Annotated in this window: 14 protein-coding genes; 4 read left to right on the forward strand and 10 right to left on the reverse strand. The window is 61.1% G+C overall.

Annotation, left to right across the window (positions count from 1 at the left end; translation table 11 throughout):
* The first annotated feature begins 4 nt into the window (after positions 1-4).
* From RCP80_RS22005 to RCP80_RS22015, 3 genes are all read left to right on the forward strand, one after another.
* Complete coding sequence (locus RCP80_RS22005; protein WP_308479696.1) at positions 5-826, forward strand: alpha/beta fold hydrolase; 822 nt, start codon at positions 5-7, stop codon at positions 824-826.
* Between the two features lie 250 nt (positions 827-1,076).
* The gene (locus RCP80_RS22010; RefSeq protein ID WP_308479697.1) at positions 1,077-1,601 is read left to right on the forward strand and encodes a flavin reductase family protein; all 525 of its coding nucleotides are present in this window, start codon (positions 1,077-1,079) and stop codon (positions 1,599-1,601) included.
* The gene (locus RCP80_RS22015) at positions 1,598-2,863 is read left to right on the forward strand and encodes a bifunctional 3,4-dihydroxy-2-butanone-4-phosphate synthase/GTP cyclohydrolase II (protein ID WP_308479698.1); all 1,266 of its coding nucleotides are present in this window, start codon (positions 1,598-1,600) and stop codon (positions 2,861-2,863) included. Before RCP80_RS22010 ends, RCP80_RS22015 begins: the two co-directional genes overlap by 4 nt.
* Before the next feature lie 99 nt (positions 2,864-2,962).
* Here RCP80_RS22015 and RCP80_RS22020 read toward each other — a convergent pair whose 3' ends face one another.
* From RCP80_RS22020 to RCP80_RS22055, 8 genes are read right to left on the reverse strand one after another with little or no spacing between them, the layout of a single operon-like run.
* Positions 2,963-4,414, reverse strand: a complete 1,452-nt coding sequence (locus RCP80_RS22020; protein WP_308482976.1) for an MCE family protein — start codon at positions 4,412-4,414, stop codon at positions 2,963-2,965.
* A gap of 8 nt (positions 4,415-4,422) precedes the next feature.
* On the reverse strand, positions 4,423-5,550 hold the full coding sequence (locus RCP80_RS22025; protein WP_308479699.1) for an MCE family protein: 1,128 nt from the start codon (positions 5,548-5,550) through the stop codon (positions 4,423-4,425).
* Positions 5,547-6,902 carry an MCE family protein gene (locus tag RCP80_RS22030; RefSeq protein WP_308479700.1) on the reverse strand — a complete coding sequence of 452 codons (1,356 nt, stop codon included), beginning with the start codon at positions 6,900-6,902 and terminating at the stop codon, positions 5,547-5,549. The genes RCP80_RS22025 and RCP80_RS22030 overlap by 4 nt, the downstream gene beginning before the upstream one ends.
* A complete protein-coding gene (locus RCP80_RS22035) occupies positions 6,899-8,212 on the reverse strand; it encodes an MCE family protein (protein ID WP_308479701.1) in 1,314 nt (437 codons plus the stop codon). The genes RCP80_RS22030 and RCP80_RS22035 overlap by 4 nt, the downstream gene beginning before the upstream one ends.
* A complete protein-coding gene (locus RCP80_RS22040) occupies positions 8,209-9,237 on the reverse strand; it encodes an MCE family protein (RefSeq protein ID WP_308479702.1) in 1,029 nt (342 codons plus the stop codon). The genes RCP80_RS22035 and RCP80_RS22040 overlap by 4 nt, the downstream gene beginning before the upstream one ends.
* Positions 9,234-10,706 (reverse strand): MCE family protein, encoded by a 1,473-nt coding sequence (locus RCP80_RS22045; RefSeq protein WP_308479703.1) that lies wholly within the window; start codon positions 10,704-10,706, stop codon positions 9,234-9,236. The genes RCP80_RS22040 and RCP80_RS22045 overlap by 4 nt, the downstream gene beginning before the upstream one ends.
* Before the next feature lie 3 nt (positions 10,707-10,709).
* Positions 10,710-11,564 carry an ABC transporter permease gene (locus RCP80_RS22050; RefSeq protein ID WP_308479704.1) on the reverse strand — a complete coding sequence of 285 codons (855 nt, stop codon included), beginning with the start codon at positions 11,562-11,564 and terminating at the stop codon, positions 10,710-10,712.
* Positions 11,561-12,328 carry an MlaE family ABC transporter permease gene (locus RCP80_RS22055; protein ID WP_308479705.1) on the reverse strand — a complete coding sequence of 256 codons (768 nt, stop codon included), beginning with the start codon at positions 12,326-12,328 and terminating at the stop codon, positions 11,561-11,563. Before RCP80_RS22055 ends, RCP80_RS22050 begins: the two co-directional genes overlap by 4 nt.
* A 304-nt stretch (positions 12,329-12,632) precedes the next feature.
* Here RCP80_RS22055 and RCP80_RS22060 point away from each other — a divergent pair, with 304 nt between their 5' ends.
* On the forward strand, positions 12,633-13,751 hold the full coding sequence (locus RCP80_RS22060) for a cobalamin-independent methionine synthase II family protein (RefSeq protein WP_308479706.1): 1,119 nt from the start codon (positions 12,633-12,635) through the stop codon (positions 13,749-13,751).
* 370 nt (positions 13,752-14,121) lie between these two features.
* Here RCP80_RS22060 and RCP80_RS22065 read toward each other — a convergent pair whose 3' ends face one another.
* Together RCP80_RS22065 and RCP80_RS22070 are read right to left on the reverse strand one after the other, a co-directional pair.
* Positions 14,122-14,952 carry a bifunctional 5,10-methylenetetrahydrofolate dehydrogenase/5,10-methenyltetrahydrofolate cyclohydrolase gene (locus RCP80_RS22065; RefSeq protein WP_308479707.1) on the reverse strand — a complete coding sequence of 277 codons (831 nt, stop codon included), beginning with the start codon at positions 14,950-14,952 and terminating at the stop codon, positions 14,122-14,124.
* Positions 14,949-15,950: a carbohydrate kinase family protein gene (locus RCP80_RS22070; protein ID WP_308482977.1), complete on the reverse strand. Its 1,002-nt coding sequence runs from the start codon at positions 15,948-15,950 to the stop codon at positions 14,949-14,951. Before RCP80_RS22070 ends, RCP80_RS22065 begins: the two co-directional genes overlap by 4 nt.
* Between the last annotated feature and the right edge of the window lies 1 nt (position 15,951).

A 15,951-nucleotide genomic window follows, 5' to 3' on the forward strand; every position in this document is an offset into this window, starting at 1 on the left:
CAACGTGACACATGGCCATCCCAAGCTGAGGGGTTTCACAGAGCACTCGGTAACCGCCAACGGATTCGAAATCCGATACTGGGAGCGTGGCGACAGTGACCAGCTACCCCTCGTTGCGGTTCACGGCGCTGGCGGACCCGATGGTCACGCCACCGGGCCGGCATTCGAGATACTGGCTCAACGTCGACGCGTAATTGCGCTCGAACTGCCCGGATTCGGTGGCTCTCCCGCTAACAACCGGACAACCAGTGGCCGCGAGATGGCGGCGACATTGGCCGCAGCGGTTGCCGCGGTGGGCATCGAAAAGTACGCCTTGACCGGGACGTCGATGGGTGCCATCGTAGCCCTGTGGTGGGCCGTCGATTTCGCGGACAACGTGGCGTCGGTCTCGGTGGAAGCGCCTGCGGCGTTCCGCTGCTGTACAACCCGTCCGGCCAATCTTCTGACCGACCGCGATGTGTTCATACGAGCGTTCAACGCACGGCCCGAACGAAAGCCATGGCTATCCGACTACAGTCCTCCGGCACTCCCGGAGATCTATCCGAGAATAATGGGCCCTGATGTCGATGAGTCTCTGGTTGACGCTCTGCGCTCACTCGAGATCCCGGTTCTGGTCCTGTTCGGAAGCGATGACGGAGTCATTTCTCCAGACGAAGCACATCATTACAAGGAAACAATTCGGGACTGCTGGACGATGATCGTCTACGACGCCGCCCACGATTTGAAGGGTGACCGCCCGGAGGCATTCGCCGAGGTGGTAGACGATTTCCTCACGTACGGCTCAAAGTTCCTTGTCAACCACCACAGTACGGTCCTAACACCCTAGGTGTGACGTCCATGTCACGAATTTCAGCCCAGACCACCGACGACGCCCCTGCGGTCGGCTGTCGATGCGCGCAAATGGTGTGCAGTGCCGGTTCAGCAGGGAAGCGTTGTCGTTACGGGCGGTGGCGAGAGCCATGACATCGGTACCACCTCTAATCGTGTGGCCCTCGTTGCGCATAGCTGCCCGCTGCGGGAAAGGGAGCCTCCGCGAACGACTTAAGAGCCTCTGCTTCACTGACTCTGGAGGTGACATGTCACATCGAATTCCCAATGGCGCCGCCCGCCCGACCGCGCTGCAAGCAGACTTCCGCAGGATGATGGCTTCGGTCTGTACGCCCGTCTCGGTCGTCACCACGATGGCGGGCGAGCGTCCCCACGGAACAACCGTCAGTGCCTTCGCATCCCTGTCCATGGCGCCACCAATGGTCCTGGTGTCTTTGGATCGCGAGTCCGAACTTCTCGAAATGGTGCGGAGAACTGGCGTCTTTGGACTCAACGTTTTGAGCAGCACACAATCTGGACTCGCCTTAGCCTTCGCGCGCAAGGGTGGCGCAAGCAAGTTTGCCGATGTCAGCTGGGACGACGATTCAGGGATCCCACGCCTTGCCGGCTCCGCTGCATTTCTCGTCAGCGATCTAGCCGATGTCGTCGATGGAGGCGACCACGTCGTTCTACTGGGGTCCGTCCGGGCGGTTGAGCACAGCGAAAGGCCACCGCTTACCTACCATCAACGCACTTTTGGTACCCATGCGGCACTCACGGACAATCCGCCATGACGCGAAACACACCCGCTGAGGCGGTCGGCGCAGCTATCGACGGTCTGCTCGCGGGCCGAATGATCATCGTGACCGATGATGCGGAACGCGAAAACGAGGGCGATTTGGTAGTTGCCGCTGAGTTCGTCACCGAGGCACAAATGGCGTTCGTCGTTCGCCACACGACTGGAATAGTCTGCGCGCCAATGCCGGCCGCCAGAGCGGACGAATTGCGCCTTCCACCGATGGTCAACACAAATTCTGACACCCACAGTACCGCCTTCACTGTCACCGTTGATCTGACCGGAACAGGTAGCGGCGTGTCGGCGGCGGCACGTACCGCAACGGTTCGGGCCCTCTCAGACCCTGGCCTGCGACCAGACCGACTCAACCGTCCCGGCCATATCTTCCCTCTTCGCGCGCGAGGGGGCGGAGTTCTGGAGCGAGCCGGTCACACTGAGGCCGCGGTTGACCTATTGACTCTTGCCGGGCTGTCGGGCGTCGGGGTCATCGGTGAGCTGGTCAATGACGACGGCACTATGAGAACCGGCGCGGAACTCGCTGACTTCGCTGCTGAGCACGGCCTCCCGGTGCTTGCCATCGCGGATCTCATTCGGTATCGCGGCGCCACCGAGCGGATGGTCGAGCCAATCGCAAGCTCCTCGATGCCAACGGAATTCGGGGACTTCCGCGCGGTGGCGTATCGAAACCGCGTCGACGGCACCGAGCATCTCGCGTTGACAATCGGTGACATCACTTCGGCAGGTGCCAGCAGCAGCGGAGCACTCGTGCGGGTGCACAGTGAATGTCTCACCGGTGACATCCTAGGTTCTCTCCGGTGTGATTGCGGTGCCCAACTAGAGCTCGCACTCCAGACGATTGCAGCCGAGGGCTGTGGTGCACTGGTATACCTACGCGGGCATGAAGGGCGCGGCATCGGCCTGGCCCACAAAATTCGTGCATACGCCCTTCAGGACGCCGGGATGGACACCGTCGAGGCCAACAGCGCCCAAGGGCTCCCGGTTGATTCACGCAGCTACGGTATCGGAGCCCAGATCCTTGCCGACTTGGGGATTCGGCGTATCCGCTTGATCACCAATAATCCGGCGAAGTACCGGGGACTCGACGGGCACGAGGTCGAATTGGTTGGCCGAGTGGCACTTCCAACGGTGCCCACCCCCCACAATGTCCGGTACCTTCGAACCAAGCGGGACCGCATGAGCCACCAACTTGGCGCCCTGACCGCCCAGACTTTCCCAAGAGTCGCGGCCGCTGACAGCTAGTTGTCGCGCCAGGCAACGACCCACGATCGTCACGTCGCAAACGGTGCGGATCTAGGTCTCGACCGTTTCGGTTCCTACCATGTTGAGCTCTAGGTGCTTTCAGGAAGTCGGCGGCAAGATCAGCGACTGCCACGTTTGGCCATCACGCGCATGTGCGTCCAGATTGCTCTGGGTGTAGGTCTTCCCGTCAGGGCCGATGTAGCGGCCGGTTTCCGGATCGTATTCGGCCGCGGCCACCGGTACCGGCGCATCGCCGACATGGCCCTGGGACGGCATACCCGGCGCCAACTGCGGCACATCTTGACCCGACATTGTTGCGTTCGGGTCGCCTTTCCAGTTGAAGCCGTCGTTCAAAGGCACATAGTTCTCGTTGCTTTCGCACATTTTTGCCGTCGGTGCCCGCTTACCTGGCCGGCCGGCGCACGGGATATTTCGCGCGCCACGGACACCGAACATCGAGTCTTGCGGTATCCGGCAATAAAGATCGCCCTCGGGACGGTCCGGGTGATCGACTTCGCTGACGGACCGCATCTGCTCGGCAGGCAGGTAGCCCGTCATGCATGGCGGTGGCAGATTGAAGTTGAGATTGAAGTCGATGTTGATGCCACGATAAGGCGAATCAATCTGAGAGTCAGCAAGTGTCGCTGCCTGGACCATCTCCACTGCTTTGGGAAGTAGCACCAACATCTGCTCCACGTTCGGCTGATAGGTGAGCAGTACGGGAGCCACGGTTGCGAGGTTGGCGAGCAGAATCGGCAGCGTAGGCCGGAGACGATCAAGCAGCGCTCGGCCTTCTTCGAGCGCTGCGGGACCGTTGATCAGCACACCGGCCAGGTCATCGTTTCTGGCTTGTAGCTGTCCGGTGATCTCCGCCGTGTGTGCGGCCCACGCCCGTACCGAGTCTGAGGTTTCAGTCTGAGTATCAAGGATGGGCGCGGCATTATCCACCAGGTTTGTCAGATCACTTAGATGTCGTTGCGCGCCTTTGATCAGCGTCGTGGAACCCCTCACGAAGCGGGAAAGTTCCGGCCCCAGGCCGCCGAACGCGATGGCCGATTCGTCGATGACTGTCTTCAGACTGTCCCCCGGAATAGCCGTCAGCCCCCGGTTGGTCGCGTCGAGTAACGAGTTGATGTCTGGCGGAACCGATGCCCGGTCTTGTGGGATGATGTCACCATCGCGCAGCGGCGATGAGGTGTTGTCGCGCGGCGACAGCTCGACGTACTGCTCCCCCACGGCGGTTTGGCTGTGTACTGACGCGTCAAGATCGGACGGGATGGGAACATCCGACTTGAGCGACAGAATCGCTTGCACTCCGTCGTCGGTCAAGTGAACCCGCTTGACCTTGCCGACCTCAACCCCCCGGTAGTTGACGACGGCGCGCTCGTAGAGGCCTGCCGAGTTCGAGAGGTCAAGCGCTACGTCGTAATGGTTCGCGTTGAAGAGAAGCCACGGCAACCGCATATAGCTCAGCGCCATGACGCTCGTCGCGACTATCGTTATGACCGAGAAGACGGCCAGCTGGACTACGACCCTTCTCCGAAGGTGCAGTGTCGGCATCACGGCTCCTGGTGGTAGGGGGCGAGAAGCGGATTCCCCGAGGTATACGGACTGGGAAGCTGCCCGATGGTGCGGCCCCACTGAAGTTCCAGCTTGGTGAGTGCGCCTTCAAAGCGTGTGCCGGTGAATAGCCCCTGGTCAATCCGGCTCAGAGTGAAATCGAAAACAGTCACTGCGTTGGCCAGATCGCCTCTGAACCAGTTCGGAATATTCTCTTTCACCCACGGGAATGTCGTCAGGACACTGAGCGATCGCGTGAGCGCTGGCCCCGAGTCGGCCAGTGATCTCAGTACAGGCCCGAGCTGATTGAGCTCGCTGACCAAGCTCTGCTTGGTCTGATTTACGGAATCGGCTGTGAGCGCCGCGAATTGAGCAGCCGTGTCGATAGCGCTAGCCAAGTTCTCTCTATGGTCTTTCAATACCCGCAGCGCCGTAGGTATCGTTTGGAGAGCTCTATCAAGCGCCGGCTTCTGATCGGCGACCTGGCCGACCAGCCTATCCAGACTCTCAGTGGCAGCGATGATCTCATCAATCTGGTCGTTGAGGGACGCGACGAACATGTCAACCTGTCTCATCAGCGAACGTAGGTCGTTTTCGCGGCCCGCTAGCGCCCCGCTCAACGTCTCGGTGATGTCTTGAATCTGGCCGATACCACCACCGTTGAGCAGCAGCGAAACTGCCGCCAGCGTCTGCTCAGTTGTCGGGTAGGCAGCTGCGGCATCCAGCGGAATGAGCGATCCGTCGTGCAACCTACCTTCTGGCCTGTCACTCGATGGTGGTGCGAGCTCGATATGCCTCGACCCGAGCAGGCTCGTCTGACCCACGGTGGCGGTGGCGTTGGCAGGCAGCCTGACTTCGCCGTTGATCGTCATGGTGAGCAGAGCGTGCCAACCCTGACGCTCGATCCGCGCGACGGTACCGACGGTGACGTCGCCGACCCGTACTCGTGAGTTGGGAGCGATATTGTCGACATCCGGGATCTCAGCCTGGATGGTGTAGGCGCCCGCCCCTCGTCCTTGGGTGCCGGGAAGAGGTAACGATTCAGGTCCCCGCCAGCCGCACGACGACGCTGCCATGGTGACGGCAAGTCCGATAACAGCTGCTCCGATGCGATGCGCAAGGGTCATGATCCGGTACCGCCGGGAATCATCAAGCCGGGGAGTCCGGCTGCTGGGTCTGGGCGTGTCGGCTCAGTCGGCACGGGCGCCGACTCTGGTGCCGGACTGGCTCCCGCCTCCTTTGACAGCGCCCCTTCCGCTACTGGAGGGGGACCCGGGGTACTTGGCTGCGAGGCCGACGGTTGAGGAGGCACATAGTCGGGGCGCATCCAATCTTCGCTGTAGCTAATCTCGTTGGGGCGGGCGATCTGTCCGACGACCGGATTGACCCCGACGGGCGGGAAGTTGATCTGACGATTCTTGACGATCGGCGCCAAGTACTGCACGCACAGTTTGGCTGATTGTTCTGCGTTGAGTCGCGATGCGGCCTGGATCGCCCCACAGACGAACGTAATCGGATTCTGTAGTGGATTGAGCACCATAGCGCCAGAAATCGCGCCCTTCGATGGGCGGTAGATGTTGGTGAAGTTCTGAAACGTGTTGGGCCCGATGTGCAAGGTTTGCTTGAGATCGTCGAGACTTTCCGCTACGGCAGCACTGATGGAAGCGAGTTTGTCTGATGTCGTGGCCACTGTGTCTCGGTTCTGACTTACGAACTGCTGCACGTCGGCAACGATGGAGTTGATGTCGTGTACGGCGTCGCCCACTTCCTCGGGATCGTTTGCCAGCACACCTGTTGCGGCCGCCAGATTTTGGTTCAGCTCACGAACTGCGTTGGTACTGTCGCCGAGCGCTGATACCAGCACCGAAAGACTGTGGACGGTACCGAAGATGTCGTTGCTGTGGTCGCCAAGTGCCGCGAATGCCCGCGAGAGTCCGATCAGGGTCCTTCGCAGATTCGCCCCTTGGCCCCGCATGTTGTCTGCCGCTGTATTGACCAGTGCGCCGAGCGTGCTCACACCCCCCGGCTGAGTAGGCTGCAGCGTCGCGCTAAGTCGTTCGAGCTGGATGCGCATATCGTCCCACTCGACCGGCACGGCCGTTCGCTCCAGCGGGATCACCGCATTGTCGGCCATCAACGGACCGCTCCGATAGGCGGGCGTCAATTGAAGTGCTCGTGCAGGCACTAGCGTCGGCGACACGATGACGGCCTTTGCGTCAGCGGGCACCTGGTATTTGGCGTCATACCAGAAGCTGATCTTGACCTGTGTGCCTTGGGGTTCGATCCTGTCAATCTTGCCGACCGGGATGCCGAGGATGCGTACCTCGTCGCCCTGGTAAACGCCTGTGCTGCTGGTGAAATAAGCCACCATCCGAATTCGAGCCGCTACCTCCTCGCTGCGCAATCCAGCCACCAACCCGCCGGTGATCGCCACGGCCAAAGCGGCAGCGACGAATATGCGCAGCCGATGGCGTGTCATTGTGCAGGCCCTTCGTGTATGGGTGCGCTTCCAAGGTCGTGCGTCTGGGCAGACGGTTGGCCGGCATCTGGACGTGGCAGGTCAGAACCGGTGGGCGTGATCGCCGGGGGCCCTGGTGGTGGCCCACCGGGAGCCGGTGCCGGCATTGGAGCTCGATATGGGTAACGGGGATCACCGGGTGTGCCGGTGATCGCGTCTGGCAGCGACAGGTTCGGAGGGCCTCCCTGACCTGTACGCGGGTACGGGACGGGCAGGCCCGGTGTTGCCCGTTGGCCGACCTGAGGATCCGTACGCTGCGAAGGCAGTAACACGTTGGGGTCAAGTCCGAGGTCGGAAAACGCTGCATCAATGAACGGCTGCAAAAACTGGCCAGGGATAAGATTGCCGATATACGCCTTGAAGAATGGTCCTGACGACACCGACTCACCGAGTGTCATCAGGTAGGCGTTGAGTTTCGTAATCGAAGACTGCACCTCCTTTTTGCGCGTGTCTATGATCGCCAGAAGGCCGTTGAGCTTCTCCAGAGCCGGCTTGAAGGTGTTCCGGCTCTCCTCGATGAACCCTCCGATTTGCTTGGCCAACGCCGATACACTTACCGACACCTGGTCCAGCGCCGCTCCCTGTTCCACTAGCGCAGCCAATACTGCGTCGGTGTCATGAACGAGCTGCACGATCTGGTCGCTTCGTTCTCCCAACACTGTGGCTGCCTTATTGGCGTTAGCCAGCAGCGTGCGCAGACGCTCATCCCGTGCGTTGAGCGTCTCGGAGAATCGCGAAACTCCCTGCAGCGCCGCGCTCAACGCCGGCGGCGTGTCCTTGAACGTTTCGGACAACACTGTCAGCGAGCGCGACAATTGGTCCGTATCAAGGCCACTGATAGTCAACGTCAGATCCCCGAGCGCGTCCGGTAGCTGATAGGCGGACTGCGTCCGCTCAACGGGTATCGGACTGGTGAGTCTGTTCTCCCCTCTAGGCGTCAGTTCCAAGATCTTCGCGCCTAGAACGGTTTTGGTCTTGACTGCTGCCTCGCTTCTGTCACCGACCATCACGCCCCTATCGACGTTGAACCTAACGAGCACCTGCGGGCCGTCCAGGTTGAGGGCCTCGACTTTACCGACCCGAAGTCCGGACACCTGGACTGCTGCACCTGGATTGAGCCCTCCGGCTTCGGCCAGGTAGGCGGTGTACGACGTGGTGTCATCGACAAGCGGCAATCGGTCGTAGTTCAGCGAGGCCAAGGTGATAATCGCCGTCATCCCGACGCCGACGGCACCTATCACGACAGGATTTCGCTCGGAGAATGATTTCACTTTGGCGCACACCGTCCTGTCGACTGACCGGCTATCTTGATAAAGACCGGCTGGCCACCCTTGCCGTTGACTTTGAACAGCAGGTCACAGATATAGAACGCAAAGAAATCCCCGTAAAGACTTTGCCTACCGAGCATTTGGTATGCCTCCGGGAGGGTAGCCAGGAGGTCATCGACATAGTCGTGATCAGCTACCACAATTCCCGCCGCTCGGTCTCCCTCGTGCAGGACGGTTTTCAGTGGTTCTCGGCCCTGAGCTAGCAGATCGGCAACCGATCCTGCCGCGCTGTTGGCGGACGCCACTGCGTCGCTCAGCCCAGCTTTATGGTCGGTCAGCGTTGCCATGAGCTGACTGAATGAGTCAACGGCTTCGGCGAATTGAGCGTTCTGATCACCGAGCGACGTTAGGACGGCATTGAGATTGCCGATGACATCTCCGATGAGCTGATCGCGGTCCGCGAGCATGCTGGTCAGCGAGGCGACGTGGGTGAAGAAGGAGTTGATCGTGGCGCCCTGCCCTTGGAATGCGTCGATGAGCTGGCTCGACAACGCGTTGACCTGGTCAGGGTCGAGCGCACGAAATAGCGGTTTGAATCCACCGATTAGCGCATCAAGGTCCAGGGCTGGTGAGGTATTCGCGAGGGGGATGGTCTCACCAGGCCGCAAAACCGTGCCGTTGCCCGCTCCCTCTTCAAGGCTCAAGTAGCGGCCACCGACCAGATCGGCGTAGCGGATGACGGCTCTGGTGCCGTGGGTTACCACAACCGACTCTTCAGTGCTGAAAAGGACGGTCACCGTCGCATCGCGATGAAGTGAAATGTCCTTGATCTTGCCCACTTCCACGCCAGCGATGCGGACGTGCTGTCCTTCCTCAAGCCCCGAAACGCTGGTGAAATCAGCCGCATAGGTGTCCTCGGAGTTGAACCGGATTTGCGCAAACACCACGAACATCGCAGCGACGAAGAACAGCGCCACGACCATGAACACCGTGAGGCGCCAAAGAATGCCTCTCAACCCCGTTCTCATCCGTGAGGCCCGCCCGCTATCTGCGGCTGCGACTGTTGAACAGCGGAAGTGCCCGCGGCAGGTGGCGTTGGCGGCATCTCCGGGGGTGCGGCCGGCTCAGCACCCGGCGGCAGGTGCGCCGGGTCCGGTGGTGGTGTGTCGAAGGGCCTACCTGGCGGCAGCCCGGGAAACAGCGGCGTTCCGTCGGGCGCATACCACGGTGCACCGTATGGCGGACCCCCGGGGGTGGCCGGCGCCGGACCTGGGGCCGGCCCTCCCGGATGACGGATGCTCGGCGGCTCAGGAACCCCACGGGTCACCGGAAAGTAGTTAGCCCAGCCCGGAAAGCCGATCCCGGGGTTCGGGCGTATGTCCAAGCCGGTTCCCCAGCCGGTATTAGTGATGAGCATCTTGGCGGGCCATTTTTTAGAGACGTCCGGTAGCGAACCACAGCCTGGTTTGCCGTCCGGACCACCCTTGGCGCCGATAATCGGCAGGTGCTCGGGGTACTTGTAAGGGTCGTCACCCCACTGGAAGGCGCCTGAAATAGTGCCGGCGTAGCCGTTAGCAGCGTTGGGCCCGGCAAGCCCGTACTTCGTCAGGGCCAGGTGGGCGCCCACAATTGAACAGGTCAATGATGGGTTGTATCTCAGCAACAGAGCGGTCGTTGGCTCGAGGTCGTTCACCGTGCGGACGAAGTCGGCACGTGCGGGACCGAGGGTCTCAACTCCACTGCGTGTGAAACCGATTGTGCTGAGTAGCAATTGGTCGAGTTGCTTTGCGTTGCCACCGATAGTTTCGCTCGTCGTGCTGGCGGCGGTAAGAGTATTCATGATGTTCTGTGCGGCATCACTGTAGGTATCGCTGAAGTTCTTCAGCGATTGCCAGTCGCGGCCGAGATTGTCGACGCGCCCATTGAGCTCGAGCACTACGTTGTTGGCGTCCGTTATTGACTCGCCGATACTTGGGCCCTGCCCTCGGAGTCCTTCCGCGAACGCGGAGAGCACGCCGTTGAGTTTGGCGGGGTCTATGTGGTTGAGCAGGTCGACCAAGTTTTGGAATACGGTATCGACCTCGGTTGCAACATTCTGCGATGCGATGACCGCTCCGCCGCTGAGTCGCCTTTCGCTGGGGTGGTCTGGGTAGACCAGTTCGACGTACTTGGCACCGAATGCTGTTGACGCCCTTATCCTGGCTGCGACATTGGCTGGTATGTAACGGAGTTGATCGGGATCGATCGCGAGATTCAACGTTGCCGCGTCGGGGCGCAAGCCGATGTCATCCACCTGGCCGATTTGAACGCCGCGCATCTTGACCTTCGCGCCGGGTTCCATGACCAGACCGGATCTTTCCGATGTCACCACCACTGGAACACCGGACGCGAACGTGCCCGTGAAGCGCGACATGGTCAAAAACACCAGGCCGCTGATGACCCCGACAAAAGCGAGGGCCCACCAAGCGGGCTGCAATCTACGGCGTCGGTTCAGCATGGCCTATCCCGAGAAGTTGAAGTTGCCGGAGGGGCCGTAGACAGCCAGTGACGCAAGAAGCAATACGGCGACCAACACCACTAGTGAGGATCGGACGGCCCGTCCGACGGCCTCACCGACACCCGCTGGACCGCCGGCCGCGGTGAACCCGTAATAGGTATGGAGGAGCATCACAACGACACCGACCACAACCACCTGCAGGAACGACCACAACAGGTCAATCGGGTTGAGAAACGTGTTGAAGTAGTGGTCATAGACCCCCGACGACTGGCCATACACCGTGGTCATGCCCACCCGGGTGGAGGTGTAGGCCATCAACGCCGCGACAGTGTAGAGGGGGATCACCACGATCACTCCCGCCACAAGCCTTGTCGAACAAAGGTAAGCGATGACGCGGATTCCCATTGCCTCGAGCGCGTCGATCTCCTCACTGATCCGCATGGCACCCAGTTGCGCAGTTGCACCGGCACCGATCGTTGCGGCCAGTCCGATACCCGCCACCAACGGCGCCAGGAAACGTGTGTTCAGAAGCGCAGAGATGAAACCCGATAGAGCATCGACGCCGACCTCTTCCAGCTGCGGATAGAGCTGGATGGCCACGATCGATCCAGTCGACATCGTGAGGAATGCGACGATGACCACTCCACCGCCAATGAGCGCCAGCGCCCCCACACCCAGACTCATTTCGGCTATCAGCTTCAACAGTTCACTCGGATAACGGACCACGGCGTATCCGCAACCTGCGATCGTGTCGGCGCAGAACTCGATCTGGCGTCCGAGGCGGTTCCACGCGTCCACGGTCGTTTGAGCCCTACGGCGCAACGCCGGGTACATCGTGCTCGGCGCGGATACAGTCATAACGTTGCCTTCACGCCGATGGCGGTCACGAACACGTCGATCACGAATAACGCCAAGAAGGTATAGACGACAGTCTCGTTGACGGCGTTGCCCACCCCGGCCGGTCCACCACCAACCGAAATGCCCTTATAACAACCGATGAGCCCTCCGGCGACGCCGAAGAGAGCAGCCTTCACTAGACAGATCACGACCTCCGGCAGCCCGACGAGCAACGGTAAACCGGCCACGAAGGCGCCGGGGGTGATGTGCTGTAGAAAAACCGAGAAAAAGTACGCCGCCGTAATACCAGTGATGGTCACTATCGCTGAAAGCAGGACCGAAACAAGTGTTGTGGCGAGTATCCGAGGAACCACAAGTGCCTGGATTGGGTTGATGCCCAACACCCTTAGCGCGTCGACTTCTTCCCTTATGACGCGAGACCCGAGGTCTGCGCACATTGCCGTGGCTGCGGCACCTGAAATGACGAGTACCGAAACAATCGGGCCGCCCTGGGTGACTACGCCAAGTGCGACGCCTGCACCCGAGAGGTCAGCCGCACCGAATTCGACAAACAGGATGTTCAGCGTGTAGCTGGCGAGCACGACGAACGGGATAGCCATGAAGATCGTGGGCCAGATTGACACGCGTACGACGAACCATGTTTGGGAGAGGAACTCCCTCCACGCCCATGGCGGACGGAAGCTAAGCACCAGAGCGTCTAGGGCCATCGCAAAAAAACCGCCCACGGCCCCCACAGGTGCCGCAATTCGTCCCGCGATTGTCATGTTGTTTCCTCGGGTACGCCCGAGTCGCAGCTGTCTGCCATCTCGCAAACCTCCCTGCGTGACCCGGGCGATGCAGCCCTGCGATTGTGATGTCCGCCTCAGGCTAGCCGATCGAATCGATTATGCACAAGGCATTGACGACTATGGTTGCTGATGATTTGATGGGTCGCTGTAAGAAACGGTGCTCTCAGTTCGTGCCGCTAGCCGGATGCCGTTATCACGAGCAGCGAGTACAGGTCCCGCGACGGGCAGGGTTGCGACCCCTGATCGCGTCGTCTAACGACGAACTGCAAGGAGACACAGAATGTCAGCGAAACCAGAGGTTCTACACGCCGAGGTCGTTGGTTCGTTACATCGACCCCAAGAGCTGGTCGATGCCCGCACGCAGTTCCGCGCTGGGCTGCTTGGTGCGCAGGAGTATCAAGCAATAGAAGATTCGGCGGTCAATGACGCCCTAGCACTGCAAGAAGACGTCGGGCTAGAGGTTCTCACTGACGGTGAGATACGCAGAGATTCGTTCATGGACTTCTTCGTTAGTGGTATGAGCGGGCTAACCCCCGCACCAAGCTCCACGATGACCTTCCACAACGCCGAGGTCGACACAACAGAGGTCGTGTTTCCGTTCTCCGTTACCGAGAGGGTGCAACCAGGGGCATGCCCAGGTGTCGAAGAATTCCGCTATGCGGCACAACGCACGGACAAACTGATCAAGGTCACACTTCCCAGTCCCATGCTGGCGCTTTCGTTCTACGGGCCCGCGTCCCGCGATGCGTACCCAAACCCGTTCGACTTCGCTGCAGACTCAGCCGAAGCCATTAAGGGCTGGATGCGCCAACTGGCCGATGCAGGATGTCGCTACATGCAAATTGACGCACCGGAAATGTGTGGCGTCTATGTGGACCAGCGAATGCGAGATGCATACCGAGAGAACGGTATTCCCGCAGAAGACTTCATTGCAGTAGGCACGGAGCTTCTTGCCGATATTTCAACGATTCGGCTTCCCGGTGTACGCAAAGCGATGCATGTCTGCAGGGGCAACGGCGTGCAATCCTGGCTCGCTGAGGGCGGCTACGGGGATTTCACGAAGCACGTTTTTCGGCGCCTTGAGGGATTCGATGTGTTCCACATGGAGTACGACGACGAACGCTCGGGGGATTTCGCACCCCTTTCCCATCTTCCCGACGACAAGGTTGCGGTGTTGGGCCTGGTGTCCACCAAGTGGTCAAAGCTCGAGGATCCAGATGACCTCGTCGCGCGCATTGGCGATGCGGCGCAGTACCACCCGCAGGAACACCTGGCGATCGCGCCGCAGTGCGGCTTCGCCAGTGGGCCAGATACCGCCGAAAGTCGAAAAGTTCTCCCCACAACCCAGCGGGACAAATTGCAGCTAATCACGTCGGTCGCACGACGAGTCTGGGCCTAGCTCCGCGGACTGCCGTTGCTCCTCAAAGGATGGGGGTCGTGCGGGCAGCACGTACGCCGTCGAGGAAATCGCCGCACCCTGGATGCAGAGCTTGCCGACCTCTGCATCCAGGGCATCGCAGATGAACCAGGGTCGTTCCGTACCGACTGGGCGGGGCCCTCGATGAATTCGGCGCCGATGCGCAGACACCGTCTACCCGGACGAAATGACCCGCATCAAGTGCTAGTCGCGAAGTGACGCAAGCACCAGAGTGAAACCCGACACGGCAACACACCATCTCGGCAGTTCCGCACACCCATTGGTGCGTAACCTTTTTCATTTCTCAGCATTGGGGCCGCCACAGCGCCTATCGGGCAATCCTGGGCATCAGCTAACGCAGCGTGCCCGCATCCGCGGTATTGCGCAACAACATCGCGATCGTCATCGGGCCGACCCCGCCGGGGACCGGCGTGAGCACGCCCGCGACAGCGCGAACGGCACCGTTGACGTCGCCACACAGCCCGTTGGCTGTTCGATGGATGCCGACGTCGATCACCGTCGCACCGGACTTGACGAAATCAGCGCCGATGAGCCCCGGCACTCCCGCAGCGGCCACGAGGACATCGGCCTCACGGCAGACGTCCGCTAGGTTTCTCGTGCGCGAGTGGCACACCGTGACCGTGCAATCGCGTTGTAACAGCATTTGTGCCACGGGCTTCCCGACCAGGTTTGAGCGGCCTACAACCACCGCGTGTGCACCGGCTAACGAGGTGCCGATCGAGTCCAGAAGCGCCAGGATGCCCGCCGGAGTACACGGGCGCAGCCCGGGTCGCCCGAGCGTGAGCCGTCCTGCGCTGGCCTCCGTCAGCCCGTCGACATCCTTGTGGGCCGGGATGCGGTCGATCAGCGCGGCTGCGTCGAGGTGCGGCGGCAACGGAAGCTGCAGCAGGATTCCGGTGACTCGCGAATCCGCGGCGAGTTCGTCTAGGACCTCGGCGGCCTGGATCTGGGACACGTCCACGGGCAAGTGCCGGTGGAGATCACGCATTCCCACCTCGATACAGCGTTTCCGTTTGTTGCGCACATAGATCGCTGACGCGGGGTCATCACCAACGAGTACCGTGGCCAGCCCGGGCGGTTCGTCCAGAACCCCGACCGCAGCTGCGACCTGCTTGTGGACTGTGCTCGCCTCTGCCGCGCCGTCGATGAGGATCGCGGTCAATCTGAGCCCACTAGATCCCGGCGCAACACTGGCGCGATGCGTTCCGAGGCATGCTCACCGTAAGTGCCTTCCAGTCGACCGAGCGCCGCATCGATGTCCAGATGCCACTGCTGGGTACCGGAGGTCTCCAACACCAGCGTTGCAATAAGCGAACCGAGCTGTGCCGCGTGAACACGCTCGAGGCCGCTGCTCACACCGGTGAGAAAGCCCGCACGGAACGCATCACCGACGCCGGTGGGATCCACGATGACCCGGGCGGGGACGGCACCGACATGATTCTCGCCCCCGTGACGGTCGGCGAGCACGCAACCATTGCCCGACAGGGTGGTGATCCGCAGCCCAACACGCTCGGTGATCTCGCCGGCGCTCCACCCGGTCTTACGGGTAAGCAGCTCCCATTCGTACTCGTTGGTGAACAGGTACTCGGCACCGTCTATCAACGCACGGCAGTTGTCGCGGTCCAACATCGGCAGCTGCTGTGACGGGTCGGCGGCAAACGCTATCCCCAGGCGCCGAGCATCTTGGGTGTGAACCAGCATCGCGTCGGGGTCATTGGCGCCCACAAGCACCAGCGCAATATCGTGTGTACCAGCCACTGGATCGAGGCTGATGCGGGCGGCCTCGCTCATGGCACCCGGGTAGAACGACGCCAGCTGGCACTGGTCGTCATCGGTGGTGCAGGTAAAACGCGCGGTGTGCGCGGTCTCCGAAAAGTGCAGGTGGGTGCAGTTCACCCCGGCGCCTTCCAGCCAGCGCAGGTAATCGTCGAAGTCGCTGCCGACCGCGCCGACCAGCAGCGGACGCTGACCCAGCACACCCAAGGCGAAGGCGATGTTGGCGCCCACTCCCCCTCGCCGTATGACCAGGTCGTTGACGAGAAAGCTCAGGGATAGGCGGTCCAGGTGAGTATCGACGAAATGCTCAGCGAACCGGCCCGGAAACCTCATCAGGTGGTCGGTGGCGATAGAGCCGGTCACGGCTATTGATCCTGTTGACATT

This window comes from Mycolicibacterium sp. MU0053 (assembly GCF_963378095.1).
Lineage (GTDB): Bacteria > Actinomycetota > Actinomycetes > Mycobacteriales > Mycobacteriaceae > Mycobacterium > Mycobacterium burgundiense.

Coding starts and splice junctions, on each gene's coding strand:
- RCP80_RS22010 (WP_308479697.1), top strand. CDS start 1,077: ATGTCACATCGAATTCCCAATGGCGCCGCCCGCCCGACCGCGCTGCAA.
- RCP80_RS22015 (WP_308479698.1), top strand. CDS start 1,598: ATGACGCGAAACACACCCGCTGAGGCGGTCGGCGCAGCTATCGACGGT.
- RCP80_RS22025 (WP_308479699.1), bottom strand. CDS start 5,550: ATGACCCTTGCGCATCGCATCGGAGCAGCTGTTATCGGACTTGCCGTC.
- RCP80_RS22030 (WP_308479700.1), bottom strand. CDS start 6,902: ATGACACGCCATCGGCTGCGCATATTCGTCGCTGCCGCTTTGGCCGTG.
- RCP80_RS22040 (WP_308479702.1), bottom strand. CDS start 9,237: ATGAGAACGGGGTTGAGAGGCATTCTTTGGCGCCTCACGGTGTTCATG.
- RCP80_RS22045 (WP_308479703.1), bottom strand. CDS start 10,706: ATGCTGAACCGACGCCGTAGATTGCAGCCCGCTTGGTGGGCCCTCGCT.
- RCP80_RS22050 (WP_308479704.1), bottom strand. CDS start 11,564: ATGACTGTATCCGCGCCGAGCACGATGTACCCGGCGTTGCGCCGTAGG.
- RCP80_RS22055 (WP_308479705.1), bottom strand. CDS start 12,328: ATGACAATCGCGGGACGAATTGCGGCACCTGTGGGGGCCGTGGGCGGT.
- RCP80_RS22060 (WP_308479706.1), top strand. CDS start 12,633: ATGTCAGCGAAACCAGAGGTTCTACACGCCGAGGTCGTTGGTTCGTTA.
- RCP80_RS22070 (WP_308482977.1), bottom strand. CDS start 15,950: ATGTCAACAGGATCAATAGCCGTGACCGGCTCTATCGCCACCGACCAC.